The 23,292-nt window shown below is 63.9% G+C and carries 18 protein-coding genes and 1 tRNA gene; 10 read left to right on the top strand and 9 right to left on the bottom strand.

Annotated elements, in window-relative coordinates; genetic code table 11:
- Positions 1–123 precede the first annotated feature (123 nt).
- The 4 genes from ACPUD7_RS07685 (at position 124) to ACPUD7_RS07670 (ending at position 6,318) form a co-directional block, all read left to right on the top strand.
- Positions 124–1,263, top strand: coding sequence for a YlbL family protein (locus ACPUD7_RS07685; protein WP_135538747.1), 1,140 nt, complete (start codon positions 124–126; stop codon positions 1,261–1,263).
- The gene (locus ACPUD7_RS07680) at positions 1,263–4,280 is read left to right on the top strand and encodes a UPF0182 family protein (RefSeq protein ID WP_135538745.1); all 3,018 of its coding nucleotides are present in this window, start codon (positions 1,263–1,265) and stop codon (positions 4,278–4,280) included. The genes ACPUD7_RS07685 and ACPUD7_RS07680 overlap by 1 nt, the downstream gene beginning before the upstream one ends.
- Positions 4,281–5,045: 765 nt before the next feature.
- Entirely contained in the window at positions 5,046–5,648 is a 603-nt protein-coding gene (locus tag ACPUD7_RS07675; RefSeq protein ID WP_425119539.1) for a phosphoribosyltransferase, read from the top strand.
- Positions 5,649–5,724: 76 nt separating this feature from the next.
- On the top strand, positions 5,725–6,318 hold the full coding sequence (locus ACPUD7_RS07670) for a YceI family protein (RefSeq protein ID WP_425119538.1): 594 nt from the start codon (positions 5,725–5,727) through the stop codon (positions 6,316–6,318).
- Between the two features lie 1,058 nt (positions 6,319–7,376).
- Here the strand turns inward: ACPUD7_RS07670 and ACPUD7_RS07665 are convergent.
- Positions 7,377–7,453: transfer RNA gene (locus ACPUD7_RS07665), tRNA-Met, on the bottom strand.
- A 161-nt stretch (positions 7,454–7,614) separates the two neighbouring features.
- On the opposite strand from ACPUD7_RS07665, the gene ACPUD7_RS07660 reads away from it, so the two are divergent.
- The gene (locus ACPUD7_RS07660; protein ID WP_135538857.1) at positions 7,615–8,163 is read left to right on the top strand and encodes a YceI family protein; all 549 of its coding nucleotides are present in this window, start codon (positions 7,615–7,617) and stop codon (positions 8,161–8,163) included.
- Between the two features lie 172 nt (positions 8,164–8,335).
- On the opposite strand, the gene ACPUD7_RS07655 is transcribed toward ACPUD7_RS07660, so the two are convergent.
- Genes ACPUD7_RS07655 through ACPUD7_RS07635 form a run of 5 tightly spaced genes read right to left on the bottom strand, consistent with a single transcriptional unit; the run spans position 8,336 to position 13,313 of the window.
- The gene (locus tag ACPUD7_RS07655) at positions 8,336–9,604 is read right to left on the bottom strand and encodes an aminotransferase class I/II-fold pyridoxal phosphate-dependent enzyme (RefSeq protein WP_425119537.1); all 1,269 of its coding nucleotides are present in this window, start codon (positions 9,602–9,604) and stop codon (positions 8,336–8,338) included.
- The gene (gene hisN / locus ACPUD7_RS07650) at positions 9,601–10,392 is read right to left on the bottom strand and encodes a histidinol-phosphatase (protein WP_135538737.1); all 792 of its coding nucleotides are present in this window, start codon (positions 10,390–10,392) and stop codon (positions 9,601–9,603) included. Before hisN ends, ACPUD7_RS07655 begins: the two co-directional genes overlap by 4 nt.
- A 9-nt stretch (positions 10,393–10,401) precedes the next feature.
- On the bottom strand, positions 10,402–11,466 hold the full coding sequence (gene rsgA / locus ACPUD7_RS07645) for a ribosome small subunit-dependent GTPase A (protein WP_135538735.1): 1,065 nt from the start codon (positions 11,464–11,466) through the stop codon (positions 10,402–10,404).
- Between the two features lies 1 nt (position 11,467).
- A complete protein-coding gene (gene aroA, locus ACPUD7_RS07640; RefSeq protein WP_240689672.1) occupies positions 11,468–12,793 on the bottom strand; it encodes a 3-phosphoshikimate 1-carboxyvinyltransferase in 1,326 nt (441 codons plus the stop codon).
- Between the two features lie 22 nt (positions 12,794–12,815).
- Entirely contained in the window at positions 12,816–13,313 is a 498-nt protein-coding gene (locus ACPUD7_RS07635; protein WP_135538731.1) for a DoxX family protein, read from the bottom strand.
- Between the two features lie 146 nt (positions 13,314–13,459).
- Between ACPUD7_RS07635 and ACPUD7_RS07630 the strand changes: the two genes are divergently transcribed.
- Together ACPUD7_RS07630 and rsrA are read left to right on the top strand one after the other, a co-directional pair.
- A complete protein-coding gene (locus tag ACPUD7_RS07630) occupies positions 13,460–14,116 on the top strand; it encodes a sigma-70 family RNA polymerase sigma factor (protein ID WP_425119536.1) in 657 nt (218 codons plus the stop codon).
- Positions 14,113–14,382: a mycothiol system anti-sigma-R factor gene (gene rsrA, locus ACPUD7_RS07625; RefSeq protein WP_135538727.1), complete on the top strand. Its 270-nt coding sequence runs from the start codon at positions 14,113–14,115 to the stop codon at positions 14,380–14,382. Before ACPUD7_RS07630 ends, rsrA begins: the two co-directional genes overlap by 4 nt.
- Positions 14,383–14,474: 92 nt before the next feature.
- Here rsrA and ACPUD7_RS07620 read toward each other — a convergent pair whose 3' ends face one another.
- From ACPUD7_RS07620 to ACPUD7_RS07610, 3 genes are all read right to left on the bottom strand, one after another.
- Positions 14,475–14,549, bottom strand: coding sequence for a 50S ribosomal protein bL37 (locus ACPUD7_RS07620; protein WP_135538853.1), 75 nt, complete (start codon positions 14,547–14,549; stop codon positions 14,475–14,477).
- A gap of 115 nt (positions 14,550–14,664) precedes the next feature.
- Positions 14,665–15,279, bottom strand: a complete 615-nt coding sequence (locus tag ACPUD7_RS07615; RefSeq protein WP_135538725.1) for a GDSL-type esterase/lipase family protein — start codon at positions 15,277–15,279, stop codon at positions 14,665–14,667.
- On the bottom strand, positions 15,276–19,001 hold the full coding sequence (locus ACPUD7_RS07610; protein ID WP_135538723.1) for a multifunctional oxoglutarate decarboxylase/oxoglutarate dehydrogenase thiamine pyrophosphate-binding subunit/dihydrolipoyllysine-residue succinyltransferase subunit: 3,726 nt from the start codon (positions 18,999–19,001) through the stop codon (positions 15,276–15,278). The genes ACPUD7_RS07615 and ACPUD7_RS07610 overlap by 4 nt, the downstream gene beginning before the upstream one ends.
- A 102-nt stretch (positions 19,002–19,103) precedes the next feature.
- On the opposite strand from ACPUD7_RS07610, the gene ACPUD7_RS07605 reads away from it, so the two are divergent.
- The 3 genes from ACPUD7_RS07605 to ACPUD7_RS07595 all read left to right on the top strand — a co-directional run bounded on the left by ACPUD7_RS07605 (position 19,104) and on the right by ACPUD7_RS07595 (position 23,082).
- On the top strand, positions 19,104–20,561 hold the full coding sequence (locus ACPUD7_RS07605; RefSeq protein ID WP_425119535.1) for a GuaB1 family IMP dehydrogenase-related protein: 1,458 nt from the start codon (positions 19,104–19,106) through the stop codon (positions 20,559–20,561).
- Positions 20,562–20,692: 131 nt separating this feature from the next.
- Positions 20,693–22,024, top strand: coding sequence for a hemolysin family protein (locus ACPUD7_RS07600; protein ID WP_135538719.1), 1,332 nt, complete (start codon positions 20,693–20,695; stop codon positions 22,022–22,024).
- Positions 22,021–23,082, top strand: a complete 1,062-nt coding sequence (locus tag ACPUD7_RS07595) for a hemolysin family protein (protein ID WP_135538717.1) — start codon at positions 22,021–22,023, stop codon at positions 23,080–23,082. Before ACPUD7_RS07600 ends, ACPUD7_RS07595 begins: the two co-directional genes overlap by 4 nt.
- The last annotated feature ends 210 nt before the right edge of the window (positions 23,083–23,292 follow it).

Here is a 23,292-nt window from a genome sequence, read left to right as displayed (position 1 = left end):
GAATGTGGGAAGCTTCCCAATTCGTCGAGGTTTCGCAGGATGTTCGCACCGGGCGAAAGGAGTCTGTGAAGCGGAGCCTCAGCTTTCAACTAGACTGGTGGGGCGGTGCAGCGAAAGGAATACATGACAGAGAACGCCCCTCGGGCCGTGCCGGTGTCTGCGGAACCACGTCGCGACACCAGACGCCGACAGACTCCGCGTCTGGCCACGACTTCGGGTGTCCTCACCTACGTCTTCATCGCGTTGGCCGTACTTCTGCCGGTCCCTTATATGCTTCAGCTGCCGGGACCGGTTTTCAACACCCTCGGTGATTACCAGGGCGACTCGATGATCAGTGTCTCCGGGGCGAAGACGTATCCCACCGACGGGCGCATCGACATGCTCACCGTCGCCGTCAGCGGCGGGCCGGGGCGTGATGTCTACGCTTCGCAGGCCTTGGGCGCGGTGCTCAACGGCAAGGAGACGGTGGTCCCGACCGAGGCCTACTACCCGCTGGACACGACTCGCGAAGACGTGACCGCGTCGAACGCCGTCGAGATGTCTTCGAGTCAGGACGTCGCGGTGGCCGCGGCCATGGGGCAGCTCGACAAACCCTATTCGGTGCACCTGCTCGTCGATGAGATCGTGGCGAAGTCGCCGTCCGAGGGCAAGCTGCGCAAAGGTGACCGTCTCACGTCGGTCAACGGCAAGAAGCTCGACTCCGATCCGGACGCCGCCCAGACCATGAGCGAAACGGTGCAGTCGACAAACGAAGTCGACCTCGTCGTCGACCGTGATGGGAAGTCCGAGGACATCACCCTGACCCCGGCCGACATCGACGGTCGCAAGGCCATCGGCATCACGATGAAGCAGGACTTCGAATTCCCCGTCGACGTGAAGTTCAACGTCGACGGCGTCGGAGGGCCTTCGGCAGGAACGATGTTCGCCCTCGCTATCGTCGACGAACTGACCCCAGGAGCCATGACCGGCGGCAAACACGTCGCCGGCACCGGAGAGATCACTCCATCGGGTACGGTTCGACCCATCGGCGGTGCCCGCCAGAAGGTGGCGGCAGCGACCGAGAACGGTGCAACGCTGTTCCTCTCGCCTGCAGACAACTGCGCCGAGGTCCTGACCGCTGCAGACCAGTCCAAGATCACGGTGGCGCGCATCGATACCCTCGATGACGCGCGGACCGCCGTGGAGCAGTACGCCGCCGGCAACACTTCCGATCTGCCGAAGTGTTCCGCCGACGGTGCCGACAACAATGAGAAAGGGCAGTAGTGAGCTCTTCGTCCTCACCCACCTCCGCACGCATGCCGGCGAATCGGCCCAGACGTTCGCCGCTGCTGCTCACCCTCGTATCCGTGGCGATTCTGCTGATCGCCTTCATCGCCTTCACCCAGGTCTATACCGAGGTGCTGTGGTTCCGTCAGATCGAGGCCGCCCAGGTCTTCCGCACCATGTGGGTCACTCGCGGACTGGCATTCATCGGCGGGTTCATCCTCATGGCCGTGCCCGTCTGGCTGAGCCTGCATCTGGCCTACCGCAATCGCCCGGTCTATGCTCCGACGACACCGCGCCAGGAGAACCTCGACCGCTACCGTGAGGCCATCGAACCTCTGCGCAAGGTCGCCACGATCGCGATTCCCGCTGTCGTCGGTGCGCTTGCCGGCATCACCGCCTCGGCGAATTGGAACACGATCCTCGAATGGATCAACTCCACGTCCTTCGGCTCGACCGATCCGCAGTTCGGACTCGACAACTCCTTCTTCGTCTTCGTTCTGCCGGGACTGCGTCTCATCGGCAACCAGCTCGGCATGGTCCTGCTGCTTTCGCTCATCGCCGCGCTCGTCGCTCACTATCTCTTCGGCGGAATCCGCCCGGGGGAGCAGAAGGGCGTGATCCTGACGAAGACGGCGCAGTGGCAGCTGGGCATCACGGTGGCCCTGCTCGTCATCGTTCAGGCGGGACGCCTCTGGCTGGCCCGCTACGATCGGCTGACCGCGACCGGAGGAGTCGTTCCCGGCGTCACTTACGTTGACGACCGTGCAGCACTTCCGGCGATGGCGATCGTCGCGATCGCGGCTGTGCTCGTGGCACTGCTGTTCGTGTACACCGCGTGGAAGGGCAACTGGCGGATCTCGATCATCGCGACCCTCACGCTCATCGTCCTCGGCGGAGTCTCGATCATCGCCTACCCGGCGATGATCCAGCAGTTCCAGGTCAATCCCTCGCAGCAGAGCCTGGAGTCGAAGTACATCCAGCACAACATCGACGCGACCCGCGATGCGTTCGACTTCGACGACATCGAGGTGACTCCCTATGAGCCGAGCACCAGCGGTAAGAAGGGCGCCCTGCGCAAGGACGCCGAGACCGCTGCCTCGATCCGCCTGCTCGACCCGAATCTCGTCTCCGACACGTTCCGGCAGCTGCAGCAGGTGCGACCCTACTACTCGTTCGTGCAGAAGCTCGATGTCGATCGCTACGACATCGACGGCGACATGCGCGACACCGTCATTGCGGTGCGTGAGCTGGCTCCGAGCTCGGTGAATAACCAGAGCTGGTTCAACCGGGCGATCGTCTACACTCACGGTTTCGGTGTGGTGGCCGCCAACGGCAACCAGCGCAATTCCGACGGCGAACCGACGTTCATGGAGTCGGACATCCCTCCGAAGGGCGAGTTCCCGGAGTACGAACCGCGTATCTACTTCGGCGAGTCCTCTCCTGACTATTCGATCGTCGGTGCCCCGAAGGGAGCGACCCCGCGCGAGCTCGATTATCCCTCGGATGAGAAGGGCGGCGCCGGCCAGGTCAACAACACCTTCACCGGTGACGGCGGGCCCTCGGTGGGCGGTGTGTTCAATCGCCTGGCCTACGCACTGAAATTCCAGGACGAGCAGATCCTGCTCTCCGATGCGCTCAATGAGAAGTCGCAGATCCTCTACGAGCGCCACCCGCGTGAGCGCGTGGAGAAGCTCGCTCCGTTCCTCAAGATCGACGGTGATCCGTACCCGGCCGTCGTCGATGGGAAGATCAAGTGGATTCTCGACGGCTACACCACCGCCGAGGACTATCCCTATTCGACACCGCAGCCGCTGCAGCAGGCCACCGAGGACTCGACCACGGCGACTGCCCCGAACGCTGTGGCGACACTGCCGGATGATGAGGTCAACTACATCCGGAACTCCGTGAAGATCACCGTCGATGCCTATGACGGTTCGGTCGACATGTATCAGTGGGACAAGGACGACCCGGTCCTCAAGACCTGGATGAAGGTCTTCCCAGGACTCATCAAATCCTCCTCGGAGATGTCCGGTGACCTGATGAGCCACGTCCGCTACCCGGAGGACATGTTCAAGGTTCAGCGCGACCTGCTCGCGAAGTATCACGTGAGCACGGCCAGCGAGTTCTATACCGGACAGGACTTCTGGACCCTGCCGACGGACCCGACGAAGAAGGCCAGCAGCGGACTGACGCAGCCTCCCTTCTACATGACGCTGCAGATGCCCGGTCAGGAGTCACCGTCGTTCTCGTTGACGAGCTCGTACATCCCGGCGCGGTCGTCTGAGGGGCAATCGCGCAACAACCTCACCGGATTCCTCTCGGCCGATGCCGACGCAGGCAGCAAGAAGGGCGAGACTGCCGAAGGCTACGGCAAGCTCCGGCTGCTGCAGCTGCCGCGCAACACGACCGTGCCCGGACCGGGTCAGGCGCAGAACAACTTCAACACCGCGCCCGACGTCCAGCGCAGCCTCAACCTGCTGCGTCAGGGTGAGTCCGAGGTGGAGAACGGCAACCTGCTGACTCTGCCCATCGGCGGCGGTCTGCTCTACGTGCAGCCGGTCTACGTCCGGTCCGCCGGCGAGACCTCCTACCCGCTGCTCCAGCACGTGCTCGTGGCCTTCGGCGAGGACATCGGCTTCGCGCCGACCCTCGACGAGGCTCTCGACCAGGTGTTCGGCGGCGACTCCGGTGCGACCGCGGGAGACGCCGGCACCGAGGAGAGTGAAGAGGGCCAGTCCGGTTCCTCGTCCGGTTCGGACGACGACTCGAAGCCCGCTTCGCCGGACAAGGCGCTCAACGATGCGCTGCAGCAGGCGAAGAAGGCCATGGAAGACTCCGACGCTGCGCTGAAGAAGGGTGACTTCGAGGAGTACGGAAAGGCTCAGGACCGCCTGAAGAACGCGATTGAGGATGCGGTGGCCGCCGATCCTTCGATCGCGGAGGACGGAGCGAAGAGCGATTCCTCCGCCCCGGCTTCGGAGCCTGCCGACAGTGGAGGCGACTCGGGCAATTGAGTCCCGCCGCCTGACGCGAACGCCGCGAGGATCAATCGGCGGGTTCACGTGCTCGTCGCAACCTCTCATCGAGAGTGTTGTGACGAGCCGTGAACCCGCCTTTTTTGGTGGGCAGGGGCTTCTACGAGGTTGAGCAAGCAGCGCGATGCTTCGGTGCTCGACGGATTCCTCAGCGAGGACCGGACGAGCACCGGTGACGGCTAGGGGAATCGTTTTTGTCCTTGAGGATTGAAGGGATCTCATCCGCCACGAGCTCTCTCAGTCTTCTGGGCGGTTCCCGCGTTTGACCAGGGCCCGGTCCGTGTCGATGTCAGCGCAACCCGCTGCCGCAAAGCCCGCTGAACGGCGCAGACTTCCCGCACAGCCACCGCAATCTGGCAATTCTGGCTCAAGACCACAGATAGCTTTGTCGGGTATGCCTTTTGGCAGGACAGGCGATAGCCGCGCAGCAGTCGTCGTGTCGAGACGGATATCGGGGCGCTGGAGAAGGAGTCGAATGAGCAGAAGGAGTGCGTATGGGCGTGGTTGGGGCCCGATTCTATGAGCAGAGGGTACACGGTAGTCGCCGCTCGCCGATCAGGACGGATTCACGACGTTCTTCTGCGTGAGTCTGCGACGAGTTCAGGCGCGCCCGATCTCGATATGTATCTGTCCGTCGACTCGGATGGGCCGTTGGAACATCTGGAGTACTGCTTCGGTGCTGAATTCAGATACGCGGAGGTGCCCGAGCGGCGAAGATCTCAATTCAATGTCCGGGTCAGATGGATGCTGTCATCTCTCACCCGTGACAAGGAGGACCTCGTCACCGTCCTCAACGAGACGCTCAGCCTGCCCAACGTCAGTGATCTGGATCTGGTCTCAGTGCTCGACTGGTCGGTGGAAGGTGCGAGAAATGCTCTTGGCAGCGTCCACCAGCACAGATCCCGTGTCCCCGGCGACCAGATCGAGCGAGCGAAGACATTCCCTGTACGACCTCGCTCCGGGGCATTGGCGACGCAATCACTCGTCGACGACCTGACTCGAGTTGTCAGAAGTCATCCGGCATACAGATCCGCCACCGTCATCATCGGTGGGCCGGATTCACTCGGTGAAGTGCCCAACCTGCGCACACGGCTCGCCCGTGGTCTGGCCGCAGCGACGGGAAAGGACCTGGTGATTCTCCATTGGCCCGCGTGGCGGATCGCCGGGGGAGCGCTGAGCGCCAGTGCCCTTGAACGGCGTCTTCACGGCCCCTGCCTCGTCGTTGACGATATCTGGACCGACGGGGCGACGATGACGGCGATCGCCCGACTTGCTCGAGCCTCGGGAGCCGACCGTGTCTACGGACTTGCGGCCACCATGTCGCACCGAGATGAAGACGGCGTCTGATTCGTCTTCGTCCGCCTCATTACCAAGATCCTGCCTCATGACTGCCGTCATGGGTGCCGAATGAAGGAGTCAGAACATGCCACAGGAAGCAGCAATCACTGGAATCTGGGAGATCGACCCAGCGCATTCGCGGGTCGGGTTCTCAACCCGCCATGCCATGGTCTCGCGCGTTCGCGGGGCATTCAGCGATGTGTCGGGGGAGGCCCTGATCGACGGCGGCGACGTGGCTTCGTCGACAGTGAGCGTGGTGATCGGAACGGCCAGTGTCGACACCCGCAATGAGGGCAGAGACGAGCACCTGCGCAGCGCTGATTTCTTCAACGTCGAGGAATACCCGGAGATGCGATTCGAGGCCACGGGGATCGATGAAGTCGACGAGAACTCGTTCGTCGTCACCGGCCCTCTCACCATCCGCGGAGTGACGAAGACAGTGTCGCTGCCGCTTGAGCTCATCGGGATCAACACTGACCACATGGGGATGCTGCGTGCGGGTCTGGAGGGCACTCGACGCATTGACCGCAAGGACTGGGAGGTGTCGTGGAACAAGGCACTGGACTCGAGCGGCCTGCTCGTCAGCGACAAGATCACATTGGAGTTCGAACTCTCGCTCATCAAGTCGCAGGACCCGGAGGTACCGTCGAAATCGTCGCAGGACAAGCTGAGCAGCTGAGAAGGGCGGCCATGCTGGCCGGACCGAGCGAAGGATCAGTGATCGTCAGTCAAGCTTCGATTTTCGGCTCAGGTAGCTGGGTATCACGGCAGGTGACTCTGGGTGAAGGAGCCAGTGCTTTACGTAGGGCCACGTGGCCGTAGGGCCATGTGGCCGAGACCGCAGCATCATCGGCGTTGCGCAGTGTTACCCTAAAGTGAGCGATGTCGTGCATCAGCGCTTGTCCGGCTTCGACATTCCACTCATAGAGCTTCGAGTGCCCGCGCTGGGTCTTCGCCACAGTCGTCGACGTATCGTTGGAAACGAGGGGTTATGCGCCAGCAAGCTCGTCAAGAACGGCAGGACCAGCTCAGGCCGCACCAGGTGGCGTTGTAAAAGGCCTCGACGACCCAGTCCAAGACAGATATCACTCGGAAATCGCTGTTCCAGGCGTTTCTGAACTGGCTGCTCGGCAGCCATCGCCTGGCCGAACAGGCCCAGTCGATCGCGACGTTTCCTCGCCGCACCCGGTGATGCTGGAACGTGACTCCAAAGTGGCCCCACCGAGGAGATCCATGACCAGATCACCGCGTCCTGGATCCAACGGTTGCCGAAAGTCACGACTCTCGACGAGGGCGCGGCGCGAGCGACGAGTGCCTTGGAAGGAGGCGCGGACAAAGCGATCAAGGACTTCCTCCGTGCTCATCGGGGCCCGTCGATCGAACACGCCCGCCGTGGTATCGATTGGTTGCTGTACCTGCAGACCCAGGCTCCCAGGAAACCGTGGTCTTTCGTCACCCCGCAGGCATGGGACAACGACCGTCAACGCCCCGCCATAGTCGATTCCGGAACAGGCAGAGACGAAACGAACCGACTGTATGGGACCGGGTTCAGCATCGAGGTCGGCAACGGAATCCAAAAGGGCTGGGGCGGTCGATCACGATGACATCAGTGTCCGTGACACGCCGCTGCTGTACACACATTTTGGCCTATAACCCTTAACCCCGGAGTCCCGAGGCCGAGGTGTGTGAATGAGAAGAACCCCCAGTCAGTTCAACTGACTGGGGGTTCTGCCACCTTGGTGGCGGGGGGAGGATTTGAACCTCCGACCTCCGGGTTATGAGCCCGGCGAGCTACCGAACTGCTCCACCCCGCGGCGTGTTCTTAACTCTACACGAGGGGTCACCTGGCGGCCAAACCGAGTACAGGTGACCTCCGACACATGGCCACTTGCCATTCACCCGCGGGGCTTGCGCATGATTGAAAGTTGAACTAGAGTCATTCTTGTACTTAAAATTTCAACCAAAAGGAGACATGATGACTGCACTTCCTCAGGGACTCACCGCCGGTACCTGGAACATCGATCCCATCCACTCGGAGTTCACGTTCACCGCCCGCCACGCTGGCGTTTCGAAGGTCCGTGGCCTGTTCGAAGAGATCGGCGGCAGCGTCGATGTCGGCGAGACTCTCGAGAACAGCTCGGTCTCCGCCGAGGCACTCGTCGATTCGATCTCCACCCGCCAGGAGCAGCGCGACGGCCACCTCAAGAGCGGTGACTTCTTCCTTGCCGAAGAACATCCGAAACTGACCTTCACGTCCACCGCGATCAAGGCCTCTGACTCTGAAGAGTTCGAGACCGTCGGCGAGCTGACCATGCGCGGCGTGACCAAGGAGGTCGCCTTCAAGACAGAGTTCGGCGGCGCTGCCACCGATCCCAACGGAAACCAGGTCGCCGGTCTGTCGGCGACTGCCACAGTCAATCGCAAGGACTTCGGAATGTCCTTCGAAGCCGTGCTCGGCGGCGGCGAGCTCCTCGTCTCCGATAAGGTCAAGATCGAACTCGAACTCGAGCTCGTCAAGGCCTGATTCGGCCTTCACCATCGGCCCGGCAACAAGCTGGTATCGAGCAGAGAAGTCTCAGCGCCGGCCCGATCGGGCACTGACGATGGGAGGGGCGAACCGCTCAAAAGCGGTTCGCCCCTCCCATCGTTTTCGCAGCTGCTTCCTCAGCGCGAAGCCGAAACGCCACGGGAACGCATCAGCGTGAGCGGCGAAGCGCGTCGGGATGCTCCCGGAGGTGGGTGCCGAGTGCGATGAACAGCTGGGCTCCCTGGTCGACATCGGCAACCGACTTGCAGAACGAATACCGGATCGACGATCGGTAAGCGCTGTAGGCAGAACTGCCGGGTCGGCACAGGGCCGGAACGGGAATTCCGACCAGGCCGAACTCGCGGCCCAGCAGATCATTGAGCGCGAAGGCATCGAGCTCGGTCAGCGCCGAGAAATCCATCACGGTGAAGTACCCGGCCTGCGGTGTCGACACCATCGCTCCGGCAACGCTGCGACAAGCCGGGACGAGCACATCTGCGCGGGCACGCAGTGATGCGCGGTTCTCCCCGACGAACGTGGAGTTGCCTGAGAGCAGCTCGGCCATACCGATCTGCATCGGCCCACCGGCGGTGAAGGTGAGGAACTGTTTGACCGTTTGAATGGCTTTCAGGACAGTGGGCGAGGCGATGACCCAACCGATCTTCCATCCGGTCGTGTTCCAGGACTTGCCTGCCGAAGAGACCGTGACGACCCGCTCCGCATCCTCGATGGCCACAGCCGGTGGAATGTGTGCGGCCCCGGTGAGGACGAGCTGTTCGTAGACCTCATCGGTGATGATCCAGGCATCGACCGACTCGGCCGCGCGACCGATATGGGCGAGCTCTTCGGCAGAGAAGATGTGCCCGGTCGGATTGTGCGGGGTGTTGACAAGGATGATCGTCGGCCGCACCTGCGCGATCACGGCATCGAATTCCGCCCAGTCGGGCGCAAAGCCGCCCTGACCGTCGGGCAGAATCGCCACGGTGTGCAGGTTGCCGCCAGCCGCTGTGATCGCCGCCGGATAGGAGTCGTAGAACGGTTCGAATGACACGACTGTTCCGCCGCGGGGAAGGAGGGCGAGGATCGCGGCGGTCAGCCCTTCGGTGGCACCGGCGGTGTAGAGCACCTCGGCGGGATCGACCCGTTGGCCGAAGTCGCGTTGCCGCTGCGCCGCAACAGCCTCCAGCAGCTGCGGGAAGCCCTGACCGGGAGCGTACTGGTTGAAACCGGCGCGCATCGCTTCCGCGGTGGCAGCGATGAGCTCATCGGGCGGTTCTGTCCCGGGCGCGCCCTGTCCGAGGTTGACGGCACCGAGGTCGGCGGCCAGCTTCGTCATCTGCCCGTAGATGGTCTCACCGATCGTTCCGTCGGGGTTGGTCAGTCCTGCGGCCTCGGCCATGTCATGCCACAGTCGGCTGCCTTGGATGTCCGGCATCATGCGATCGCCTCGGGGGAGACCCGACCGAAGTGATCGAGTGCGGTTTCGTGGAGATGGGAATTGCTGGCCACGGCATTGCCGCCGAAGGGGCCGGGGACTCCCGCGGTGTTGGTGAAGGTTCCTCCGGCTTCGAGCACGATCGGCACGAGCGCGCCCATGTCATAGAGAGCGAGCTCGGGCTCGCAGGCGAGATCGACAGCACCTTCGGCCACGAGCATGTACGAGTAGAAGTCGCCGTAGCCGCGTGTGCGCCACAGGGATTCGCAGAGTCCGAGGAATTCGTCGAGGATCCCCAGATCCTTCCACCCCATCAGTGAAGAATACGACAGCGATGCATCGGCGAGGCTCGCGACCTCGGACACGGAGATCGGCTTCGCCGGAGCCCCCAGCGCCGCGGCGAACGCCCCCTTGCCCGTCTCGGCCCACCAGCGTCGTCCGAGCGCCGGTGCCGAGACCATCCCGAGCAGCGGAGCCTCGCCGTCATAGAGGGAGATCAGGGTTGCCCACACAGGCACTCCGCGCACGAAGTTCTTCGTCCCGTCGATGGGATCGATGATCCATCGGCGGGAGGATTCGCCGTGGGAGCCGAACTCCTCACCGAGAACGCTGTCATCCGGGCGCACCTCGCCGAGGCGGTCCACGATCGCCCTCTCCACCGCACGGTCGCATTCGGTGACGGGAGTGAGATCCGGTTTGGTTTCGACGGAGAAATCCTGGTCCCGGAAGCGAGGATGGCTGATGGAATCGGCGAGATCGGCGAGCTCTCTCGCCAAGTCGAGGTCGTTCATGCTCCCAGCCTATCCAGTCGTGGGCAGCAGCCTGCGCAGCGACTCCAGACGTGAGATTCCGCCGGGGCCGCCTTTGCCTTCCGCGACCCAGTCGTCGAGGCGACAGCCGGGGGAATCGGCGAGGTGAGTGCATCCTCGAGGGCAGTCGGCTGTGGCGTCGACGAGTTCGGGGAACGCGGAGATGAGATTCTCCCGGTCGACATGCGCGAGACCGAAGCTGCGCACACCGGGGGTGTCGATGAGCCATCCGTCGTGTTCCAGCGGCAGGCAGACCGCGGAGGAGGAGGTGTGCCTGCCACGTCCCGTGACATCGTTGACGTGCCCGGTGGCGCGCTCGGCGGCGGGGACGAGGGCATTGGTCAGTGTGGATTTGCCGACGCCCGAATGTCCGACGAGGACGCTGATGCGCCCGCCGAGGCGGTCGAGGATCTCCGCATCCGACTCCACGGTGTCTGCATCCGGGTCGATCGCCGATTCGACGATGTCGACCCCGCTGGCGGAGAACCGCTGCCGGATCTCCGTGGCCGGATGCAGATCGGTCTTGGTGACGATGAGCAGGGCAGTGATCCCGGCATCGAAGGCCGCGACGAGAGCACGGTCGATGAGCCCGAAGGAGGGGTCCGGGTCGATCGTGGCCGTGACGATTCCGAGGACGTCGACGTTGGCGACGATGACGCGTTCGGTCGGGTCGGTGTCATCGGCGCTGCGTCTGAGCAAGGTCTTGCGGTCGGTGATCTCGACCAGTCGAGCCAGTGTCCCCTCATCGCCCGAGGTGTCTCCGACGAGTCTGACGACGTCGCCGGGTACGATCGCCTGACGGCGCAGATGAGAGGCCCGCACGGCCGTGACCGAGGCGGCCCGACGCCCCGATTTCCCCGCCGTCTTCTGCCGGTGGGCCGAAGACGGGAACTTCCCGTCGTCATCGGCGAGGATGACTCGGTACCGTCCTCGATCGACCTCGGTGACCAGTCCGGACACAGCGTCCTTGTGGTCGGGGCGGTTCTTCGTCCGGGGACGCGAGCCGCGTCGGTTCGGTCGGGGACGGTAGTCCTCGTCGCGGTAGATCTTCCCCATCTCAGGTTCCGGGTGTGAGCATGGCTTCCCACAGCTGAGTGAAGGCCGGCAGAGTCTTGGCCACGGTGCCTGCGTTTTCGATGATCATCCCATCGTTGCACGAGGCGAGGATGGCTCCGGCCATGACCATGCGGTGGTCGTGGTACGTGTGCCACAGTGCCGGACGCAGTTCGCGGGTGCCCGTGATCGTCAGGGCCTCGGCGTGCTCGACGACGTCGACGCCGAGGGCTGTGTACTCCCGGGTGAGGGCGGCCAGTCGGTCGGTTTCGTGACCACGCAGATGTCCGATGCCGCGCAGCTGCGAGGTGCCGTTCGCCAGGGCAGCCAGTGCCGAGACCACCGGTGTCAGCTCGCCGACGGCCGAGAGGTCGAGATCGACGGGGGAGATCTCCTCGGGGCCCGTGACGTGCAGACCGTCCCGGTCGAGCGAGACCTGCGCGCCGAAGGCTTCGGCGATGTTCCTGAACCCGTCGCCGGCCTGCGTGGTGTGCGCGGGCCAGTCAGCGATGGTCACGGTCCCGCCCGCGGCGATCGCGGCCGCGGCGAAGGCGGCGGCGTTCGACAGATCCGGTTCGACCTGGACGTCGAGCCCGCGCGGCTGCCCGGGTTCGATGATCCAGCGTTCGGACTCGGGTTCGCTGACGTCGACTCCGGCGTCTCGGAGGACCTCGATCGTCATGTCGACATGGGTGCGGCTGGGCACGGTCGTGCCGGTGTTGACGAGTTCGAGACCCAAGGGCATGACCGCACCGGTCAGCAGCAGACCCGAGACGAACTGGCTGGAGGCGCTGGCATCGATGTCGAGTTGGCCGCCGCGCACCTGCGAAGAGGCATGCACGGTCATCGGCAGCATGCCCTCGGTCGAGGTGATCTGCGCGCCGAGGCGGCGCAACGAATCCACGGTGACCGACATCGGGCGCACCCGTGCCTGTTCGTCCCCGTCGAGGACGACCTCACGACCGGTCAGCGCCGCCACCGGGGGGATGAAGCGCATGACGGTGCCGGCGAGACCGCAATCGATGGCAATCGGTCGGGCCTCCTCGGTGCCGGGGGCGCTGCCCGGACCGGTTCCGACGTCGGTGCCGGCCAGAGCGATGGGTTCGATGTGGAGCACATCGCCGTCTTCGTCGATGACGGCACCGAGGCGACGGAGTGCTTCGATCATGAGCATGGTGTCGCGACTGCGCAGCCAGCCCTTGAGCTCGGAGCCGGACTGGGCAAGGGCCGCGAGAATGAGATAGCGGTTCGTCAGGGATTTCGAACCGGGCACGGAGACGGTGGCTGTGATGCGGGAACCGGCGACCGGCGGTTGCCAATCGCCGGTCACCGGGGGAGTGTGCGTAGGGATGTCAGTCAACTCCGAGTGCGCTCAGTGCCTGTTTCGAGGTGTCTTCGACGCTCGACCACAGATCCTCGGCTGCGTGCTGGGTGCGCCACCACAGCCCGGGGCGACCGGCGGTGTCGACGCTGGCCAGCAGTGCACCGCCGAGCAGAGAGGTGCGCAGCACGGTGCGTTCGTTGCGTGCCTTCTTCTCTTCCTTCGTCGTCGCCTTCTCTGCAGACAGACGTTCGCCGACGGTGTCCAGAAGGTAGGTGCCGACGAGGATCGTGGCACTCACGCGGGGGAAACGGCCGATGGCCAGCAGAGAGCCTGCCGCCACCTGAGCGACACCGGTCGCTCGAGCGAGAGTGACGGCGTCGACGGGCACGTCGACCTGTTTGCGAGCCTGGTTGAGCAGCGGACCGACCGAAGCCGCGGCGGCCTCGGGCTTCAGCAGACGGTCGACGCCGTTGAGAATGTAGCCGGCGGCCAACATGGGCCGTGCGATGAGGCGAATGGGAGACACGGTGGTCCTTCCTTCAGTGGCGGGCATCTCAATGGCAAGCATAACCGCTGATCCGGGAATAGTGGGACCTCGGTCCGATGTTGAACACAGTGATGCTATTCGGCGGGTCGAACCCGTCGCGAATCGACAGGCAGAAGGGAAGGTCTATGAGCGCCACTGCCGTCCTGGAGAGAACGGGCGTACCATTGACTGCGATGACCGAATCAGTCAAAGAAGTCCCGGAAACCGCTGCGGAGAGGTCGCAGCGGTTCGAGCGGGATGCTCTGGAATATGTCAATCAGCTCTATGCGGCTGCGCTGCGCATGACCCGCAATCCGGCTGACGCCGAAGATCTCGTACAGGAAGCCTACGCGAAGGCGTACGCGGCTTTCCATCAGTACAAGCCCGGCACCAACCTCAAGGCCTGGCTGTACCGGATCCTGACGAACACCTTCATCAACAACTATCGGAAGAAGCAGCGTCAGCCGAAGGAACACGGCAGCGAGGACATCGAGGACTGGCAGATCGCCCAAGCGGACAGCCACTCGTCCTCGGGCGGTCGCTCCGCCGAACTCGAAGCGCTCGACCATCTGCCCGACAACGACGTGAAGGAAGCTCTCTCGGCGCTGCCTGAGGACTTCCGCATGGTCGTCTACTATGCCGATGTCGAGGGTCTGCCCTACAAGGAGATCGCCGAGATCATGGAGACCCCGATCGGCACAGTGATGTCGCGTCTGCACCGTGGGCGTCGCCAACTGCGGGAGATGCTCGCCGACTACGCCGCCGAACGTGGTTTCGTGAGTCCGGAGGGAGGTGCGAAATGAGAGACGAAGGATGTTGCGAAAGCGTCAGGGCCGAGTCTCTGATGCGCATCTACCATTATCTGGACGGCGAACTGACGACGACGGAGATCCGTGAGATCTCCATTCACCTCGATCAGTGTCCTTCATGCCACGACGAGTATGAGATCGAAGCGCTGCTCAAGGAGCTTGTTCGTCGTTCCTGCAGCCACGACCGGGCACCGATGGGGCTGCGGGAGAAGATCCGGCAGCGGATCGCGCTCGAACAGAACAGCTGGCCGGGAGTCTGAGCCGGATGGCTTGAGCCTGAAACGAGTAGAAGAGGGCGGGAAGAGAAACGAATCTCTTCCCGCCCTCGTCATTCACTGAGCGAATCAGTGAATCAGCTGTTCGGACGCTTGCCGTGGTTTGCTTTGTTACGGCGGCGATCGCGACGCTTGCGGCCACGCTTGCTCATGGTGATCTCCTTCAATAGACGGTTCATTATCTCATGATCGTCTGAGCAGGGCAAAGTCATCACGAAGTCGTTGACCTCGTCTTCGCCCCACCGCAGAGCGGACGGATTTCGAGTCTCAGCTGTCGCCGAGGACGTCCTGGACTCCCAGCCAGCCGAACCATCCGCGGTGCAGGACGAGCCAGGCCAGCAGACCGTACCCTTCCTGTGCCGGCAGATGCTCGCGCGAAGACGCGACCTCACGCTGCCAGACGGGATGGCCGAGAAGGGGAGTGAAGGTGTCGACATAGGTGATGCCGCGCCTCTTGGCCACATCGGAGAAGCTCGCATTGAGCTCGGCGATGCGGCGATTGCGGTCACCGTCGTGCTCAGGTGGGGGCCCGAGCACGAACGTCGAGACCTTGCGGGCCAGGGCCTCGTCGAGGATATTGGCCACATCGAGCCGGGCCCGGGCCACGGAACGTCCCGTATCGAGGTCACCGGACCCCAGGGCCAGGACAAGACGATTGTCTCCGTCGGGGGTGAACCGCAGCGAGGCCTCGGCGATGGTGCGGGCATGGAGGCCCGCAGAGTCCTCGGCGGGCACTGCCAGCGGATAGACCTTCAGCTCGGGCAGGCTCGGCAGGGTCCTGGCCGTGACCCTGCCGACCCATCCGAGACCACGACCATCACCGTGGCCGGCGACCAGAGGGCCGCCGACCACGGCGATGGTTGTGGAGACGTCGCTGCTCACCGGCTGAAGATCCGCTCGACGAGTTCCTTCTGCTGCACCTCATGGAAGTGCTTGAGTCCCGTCGACGTGGCGGCAGAGGCCGCACGCGAGATGACATTGACTTCGCGACCGCCGAGGAGCTGAGGCAGGTTGAGAGCCATGAACGGCCATGCGCCCTGGTTCTCCGGCTCCTCCTGCGCCCAGACGACCTCCGCATCGGCCGGGAAACGGTCGAGGACGGCGGTGATGGCGGCTTCGTCGAGCGGGTAGAGCTGCTCGAGACGCACGAGCGCCATCTTCGTGTCGTTGTCCTTGTCCCGCTTGGCCTTGAGCTCCCAGTAGAGCTTGCCGGAGACGAGGACGACGCGCTCGACCTGCGAAGCGTCGACATCCTTATCGTCGATGACGGTTTCGAACTTGCCCGAGGTGAATTCCTCCGGGGAGTTCGCCGCGGCCTTGAGCCGCAGCATCGACTTCGGAGTGAAGACGATGAGCGGACGCTTGTTCGTCGTCGCGGCGTGGCGACGCAGCAGGTGGAAGTACGAAGCACCGGACGACGGGTAGGCGACCGTCATATTCGACTCGGCGCACAGCTGCAGGTACCGCTCGATGCGGCCCGAGGAGTGGTCGGGTCCCTGTCCTTCGTATCCGTGGGGCAGCAGCATGATGACACCGGAGTTCTGCTGCCACTTCTGCTCGGAAGAGGAGATGAACTCGTCGATGACCGACTGCGCACCCTGTGCGAAGTCACCGAACTGAGCCTCCCACGCCACGAGGGCGTCCTTGCGCTGGACGGAGTAGCCGTACTCGAAGCCGACAGCCGCGTACTCACTGAGCAGGGAATCGTAGACCCAGAAGCGGGCCTGATCCTCGGTGAGGTTCTGCAGCGGAGTCCACTCGTTGCCGTTGACGGCGTCGATGAGCACTGAGTGGCGCTGGACGAAGGTTCCGCGGCGCGAATCCTGGCCGGCCAGACGCACGGGCACGCCGTCCATGAGCAGCGAACCGAAGGCGATGAGTTCGGCGAAGCCCCAGTCGATGCCACCGGTCAGCGACATCTCCTTGCGCTTCTCGAGCAGCGCCCGCAGCTTCTTGTGCACCGTGAAGCCCTCGGGCACTTCGGCGAAGGCCTCACCGATGCGTTGGAGCATCTCGGAGCTGATCGCCGTCTCGGCATCGTTGAAGGTCTCGATGTCGCTGGGCTCGTAGGGAGCGTTGAACGCTTCGCCCTCGTAGGGACCGGTCTCGGCCTCCTTGGTCTCGGCGAATGCCGATTCCAGCTTCGACTGGTAGTCCTTGAGCGCCTCGGCGGCTTCTTCGTCGGTGATGCACTTCCTGCCCACGAGCGACTCGGTGTAGAGCTTGCGCACCGAACCCTTCTTCTCGATGAGCGAGTACATCAGCGGCTGAGTCATCGACGGGTCGTCGCCCTCGTTGTGACCGCGGCGGCGGTAGCACACGAGGTCGATGACGACGTCCCGATTGAATTCCTGCCGGTATTCGAAGGCCAGTCGTGCGGCCCGAACGACCGCCTCGGGGTCATCTCCGTTGACGTGGAAGATCGGGGCGTTGATCGACTTGGCCACGTCCGTGCAGTAGAAGGATGATCGCGCCGAGGCGGGGGGAGTGGTGAACCCGACCTGGTTGTTGATGATGACGTGAACGGTTCCGCCGGTGCGATAGCCGCGCAGCTCCGAGAGGTTGAGCGTCTCGGTGACCACGCCCTGACCGGCGAAGGCGGCATCTCCGTGGACGAGAACCGGCAGCACGGAGAAGCCGGCCTCACCCTGGTCGATGAGGTCCTGCTTGGCGCGGACGATGCCTTCGAGGACCGGGTCGACGGTCTCGAGGTGGCTGGGGTTGGCCGCGACGTAGACGCCGGTGGTGTTGCCCGACGGCGAGGTGAAGGAACCCTGCGTGCCGAGGTGGTACTTGACGTCACCGGATCCCTGCACGCTGTCGGGGGACATGGTGCCGTCGAACTCCTGGAAGACCTGCGCGTAGCTCTTCCCGGCGATGTTCGTGAGCACGTTGAGGCGTCCGCGGTGGGCCATTCCGATCGCGACCTCGTCGAGCCCGGTGTCAGCGGACTGGTTGAGGATCTCGTCGAGCAGGACGATCGCGGACTCTCCGCCTTCGAGGCTGAACCGCTTCTGTCCGATGTACTTCGTCTGCAGGAAGGTCTCGAATGCCTCTGCAGCGTTGAGACGACCGAGGATGTGGCCCTGTTCCGACCGGGTCAGCTCCTGATGCGGAATCTCGATCTTCGACTGGAACCAGCGGCGCTGGACCGGGTCGGCGATGTGCATGTACTCGAAGCCGATGGTCCGGCAGTAGCTTTCGCGCAGCAGTCCGAGGATGCTGCGGAAGGGCATCATCGGTTTGGCGCCGAAGCCGCCGGTGGGGAACTCGCGTTCGAGGTCCCACAGGGTCAGACCGTGCTGGTTGATGTCGAGGTCCGGGTGCGAACGCTGACGGTAGACCAGCGGATCGATGTTGGCCATGAGATGACCGCGGGTGCGATAGGCATCGATGAGCTCGATGACACGCGCGGTCTTGTTGACGTCGTCCTGGTCTTCGGCCGAGACGTCGGGGACCCAGCGCACAGGCTCATACGGCAGGCGCAGGGACTCGAAGACGTCATCGTAGAATCCGTCCTCACCCAGCAGGTAGCTGTGCACGAGTTTGAGGAACTCACCGGAACCGGCGCCCTGGATGACGCGATGGTCATAGGTCGAGGTCAGGGTCAGCACCTTGGACACGGCCAGGGAGTTGATGGTCTGCTGGCTCGCGCCCTGGAACTCGGCCGGGTAGTCGAGTGCTCCGACGCCGATGATGCAGCCCTGGCCCTTGGTCAGACGCGGCACTGAGTGGACGGTGCCGATGCCGCCGGGGTTGGTCAGGGACACAGTGGTGCCGGCGAAGTCGTCGGCGGTCAGCTTGCCCTTGCGAGCCTTGTCGACGAGGCCGTCATAGGCATCGACGAACTGGCGGAAGGTCAAGGTCTCGGCCTTCTTGACGTTCGGCACCAGCAGGGTGCGCGAGCCGTCCTTCTTCGGCACGTCGATGGCCAGCCCGAAGTTGATGTGGGCCGGCGAGATCATCACGGGCTTGCCGTCGCGGACATCGTAGGAGACGTTCTGCGAAGGGAAGTTCTTCAGTGCCCGGATGACGGCGAAGCCGATCAGGTGGGTGAAGGAGACCTTGCCGCCGCGGGTGCGCTTGAGGTGTGAGTTGATGACGATGCGGTTGTCGATGAGCGCCTTGGCAGGCAGTGCCCGCACCGAGGTGGCGGTGGGCACCTCGATTGAGTCATCCATGTTCTTGGCGATGAGCTTGGCGGGGCCGCGCAGCGGAGTGATCGTCTCCTCCGGGGCGGGCTTGGGCTCGGTGTCTTTGGCCGAGACCTGGGGCACGGACTTCGTCTCGGCCTTCAGCGTCTCGGACTCGGCCGAAGACGGTGAGACCCCGCGAGAGGTCTCACGTGAGGTCGTCTGTGCCGCAGCGGGGGCAGAGGACTTCGCCTCCGACTTCTTCGCAGTCGGCTCCGCCTCCTGCTTCGCAGCGGACTTGTCAGCGGCCGGCTTCGCGCCGCCGCTGTTCTTCTCGTACTTGTCGAAGAACGGCCACCAGGACTTGTCGACGGAGTTCTTATCTGACTTGTACTGCTCATACAATTCCTCGACCAGCCACTCGTTCGACCCGAAGTCTTCAACGGTGCGGTTCGGAGTATTGACGGACACGGCGTTGATCGCCTACTTCCTGATTCAAGACTTGCTGCTTAACGACAACACCCAGCCTAACGCGATGTGCCCTGCAATGTGCACATAGGGGACAATAGTGTTATGCGTTTCATCTCAAATGACCCGAACAGCGATCTGACCTACTCCGATGTCTTCCTCGTCCCGAACTCGTCATCGTTGACGTCCCGGTTCGAAGTCGACCTCACCACGACCGATCCGACGGGGTCGACGACACCGCTCGTGGCCGCGAACATGACCGCTGTGTCCGGACGCCGGATGGCCGAGACGATGGCTCGCCGGGGCGGACTGGCTGTGCTGCCCCAGGACATTCCGCTCACCGCCGCGAAGGACACCATCTCCTGGGTCAAGAGCCGGGACCGGATCTTCGAATCGGCTCTGCGCTTCGCGCCGGAGGACACGGTGCTCAACGCCCTGCATGTGCTGGCGAAGCGTCCCCACGGATTCGGCGTCGTCGTCGACTCGGCCGGACGACTCGAAGGCATCATCAACGCCGCCGATCTGCGCGGCGTCGACCGGTTCACCTCGGTCGCCGAGCTCCTCGACTCCTCACCCCATGTCATCCGCGCCTCCGAGATCGACTGGTCCGATGATGCGCAGCTGGAGTCGCTGTTCGAATCGATGACCGACTCGCGGGCCGAATTCGCCGCTGTCGTCGATGATGCGAACACGGTATTGGGTTCGCTGACGCCGAAGTCGCTGCTGCGGTCGTCGATCTACACGCCGAACGTCGATGAGCGGGGCCGTCTCAAGATCGCCGTGGCCATCGGCGTCAACGGTGCCGCCGTCGAACGCGCGAGTGCCCTCGTCGCGGCCGGCGCCGACGTCCTCGTCGTCGACACCGCCCACGGCCACCAGGTGAAGATGCTCGACACGCTGTCTTCGATCGCCGAGGCGGACCTCGGGGTGCCGATCGTCGCCGGCAACGTCGTCACCGCCGACGGTGTCCGCGACCTCGTGGCGGCCGGGGCCCAGATCGTCAAGGTCGGTGTGGGGCCGGGTGCGATGTGTACGACACGCATGATGACAGCTGTCGGTCGCCCGCAGTTCTCCGCCGTACTCGAATGCGCCGAGGCGGCTCGGGAGCTCGGCGCCCACGTCTGGGCCGACGGGGGAGTGCGCTATCCCCGCGATGTCGCTCTCGCGTTGGCCGCCGGGGCCTCGCAGGTGATGGTCGGTTCCTGGTTCGCGGGTACGCACGAATCGCCGGGGGACCTCCTGGTCGACGGCGAAGGCAGGAAGTACAAGGAGAGCTTCGGCATGGCTTCGGCCCGAGCGGTGGCCAACCGCACTCGGTCGGAGACGGCGTTCGCACGGGCCCGGAAGGGGCTGTTCGAAGAGGGCATCTCGTCGTCAACCATGTACATCGATCCCGAGTCTCCCGGAGTCGAGGACCTGCTCGACGGAATCACGTCGGGAGTGCGCAGCTCCTTCACCTACGCCGGCGCCGGCGATCTCGCGGAATTCGCGCGGGTGGCCGCCGTCGGAGTCCAAAGCGCTGCCGGATACGAAGAGGGCCGCCCGCTGTCGGGAAGTTGGTAAGATCAGTTCATGCACAGTGACAGTCTCGGCCGGCGGGAAGCCGGCGCCCCAGATGATGATCCTCACCCCGTGAGGGTCCGTCACTTCACCTACTGTGATCTTCGGTCTGCACGGAGCGAGGACAGTCGCTGATGGAATGGCTGTTCCTTGCCCTTGCCCTGGTCCTCATCCTCGGCACCGGCCTCTTCGTCGCGGCCGAGTTCTCACTGCTCACCCTCGATCGTCATACGGCCGATAAGGCCGTTGACGAAGGCGTCGTCGGGGCCAAGACCCTGCGCGCCTCGATGACGCACCTGTCCACCCAGCTCTCGGCGGCGCAGGTCGGCATCACGATCACCACGCTGCTCACCGGCTACCTCATGGAACCGTCCCTGGGTCGACTGCTGGCTCCGGTCTTCGAAACGTGGGGAGTGGGCCCCGGGCTCTCCGCGTCCTTGGCGCTGACGATCGCTCTCATCTTCTCCACGGTGGCGTCGATGATCTTCGGTGAGCTCGTCCCGAAGAATCTTGCGATCGCAGTCCCTCTGGCCACCGGACGGATCGCCGCTCCGATCCAGTACGTCTTCTCGATCGTGTTCCGACCCGTCATCGCGTTCCTCAACGGCACGGCCAACAAGATCCTGCTCTCCATGGGCATCGAGCCGCAGGAGGAGGGGTCGGTCGGGCGGTCGCCGGAGGAGCTGACCTCCCTGGTGCGCCACTCCGCGGAGGAAGGCGTGCTCGATGAGCAGACGGCCGACCTGTTGGAACGGACGCTGAGCTTCTCGGAACGCACCGCCGAAGACGTCATGACTCCGCGGACCCGCATGTCGAGCGTGGAGAAGGACACCACGGCGCGAAGGATCATCGAGCAGGCACGAGACACCGGCTTCTCCCGGTTCCCGGTCGCCGCCGAGGACAAAGACCACATCGTCGGCGTCGTCCACGTCAAGCAGGCGTTCGCTGTTCCACCCGCAAACCGAGACGACGCCTACGCCGGGGGACTGATGACCGAGGTGCGTGAGATCCCAGAGACCCAGCGGCTCGATCCGCTCCTCATGGAACTGCGCGCCACGGGCCTGCAGATGGCGGTGGTCGTCGACGAATTCGGCGGCACCGCCGGAGTCGTCACCCTCGAAGACGTCGTCGAGGAACTCGTCGGTGAGGTCGCGGATGAGCATGACCGGATGCGGATCGCGGCGCGACCGGCCCGCGACGGGTCCTGGATCGTGCCCGGCCAGCTGCGCCCCGATGAGATCTCCTCGACGATCGGGATCACCATCCCCGAAGATTCTGACTATGAGACCTTGGCAGGTTTCGTGCTCAAGGAACTCGGGCGGATTCCCGAACCCGGGGACCACGTGCGCACCGATGATGCGCTCATCCGCGTCGAGCGGATGCACGGACGACGCATCGAGCGCCTGCGGGTGGTGTTGCGCGCTACCGACGCGAGCGCCTTCGAGACAGGAGGTGAGAGCCGATGAGCGCCGATTGGCTCGGATTGATCTGGCTGGTCGTCCTCCTGCTGGGCAACTCATTCTTCGTCGCCGCCGAATTCGCGGTGGTCGCTGCGAAGCGGTCCCAGATCGAACCGCGCGCCGCCGAAGGCTCGGCTGCCGCGAAGACCGCGCTCTACGCGATGGAGCATGTCTCGCTGATGCTGGCGATCTGTCAGCTCGGCATCACGGTGTGTTCCCTCCTCTTGGGCAATGTGGCCGAACCGGCCATCCACCACCTGCTCGCCGGTCCACTCGAGGGATTGGGGATCCCCGCCGGCCTGTCCTCGACGATCTCTTTCGTCCTGGCGCTCGGCGTCGTCACCTATCTGCACGTGGTCATCGGTGAGATGGTGCCGAAGAACCTCGCTCTGGCTGCATCCGGTCAGGCCGTGATGCTGCTGGCGACACCGCTGGTGTTCCTCGCCCGCGTCTTCGGCTTCGTCATCCGACCCCTCAATGGTCTGGCCAACGCGATCCTGCATCTGTTCAAGGTCGAGGCTCGGGACGAAGTCAATGAGGCGTTCACGATCGAACAGGTCGAATCGATCGTCGCCGAATCGAAGCGTGAGGGACTGCTCAGCGACGATACCGGGCTGCTCAAGGGCGCCCTGGAGTTCAGTGACAAGACCGCGGTCGACATCATGGTCCCGATGTCCGAACTCATCACGATCTCGGACAAGGTGACGCCGAACGAACTCGTCACGCTCGTGGGCAAAACCGGATTCTCACGGTATTTCGTCGTCGGCGACGACGGCTATCCGCAGGATTACCTCCACATCAAGGACGTCCTCTACGCCGACACCGATGATGCCTTCGACGCCCCGGTGCCGAGCAAACGGTTCCGACCGCTGTTCACCGTCACCGCCGCTGATGAGATTGAAGAGGCGCTGGCGCAGATGCAGAAGGTCGGCATCCACGTCGCCCGAGTCATCGACTCGGAGGCACGGGTCCTCGGTCTGCTCTTCCTCGAAGATGTGCTCGAGGAGCTCGTCGGTGAGGTCCAGGATGCGATGCAGCGGGGACGGTTCGATTTCCGCCGCTGAACCTGACGAAATGGCGGCCTCTCGCAGTCCCATCGTCTCGCTCGGAGTCCCGAAGCAGGCGCCGCCGGTCTTCGCGGGTGCGGATTTCTCATCTCCGGATCGGTCTTGCCGAATGCCCACAGAAGATGATAACGAATGATAACGAAGCGGTGACCGTCGTCACCGCACGCAGGTCATCTGTAGTGATCCGCAGGGAGCGTGTTTCAGCAT

Origin of the sequence: Brevibacterium sp. FAM 24630 (assembly GCF_049804075.1) — a bacterium.
In the GTDB taxonomy this organism is placed as follows: domain Bacteria; phylum Actinomycetota; class Actinomycetes; order Actinomycetales; family Brevibacteriaceae; genus Brevibacterium.
This window is presented reverse-complemented; position numbering and strand designations above follow the sequence as displayed.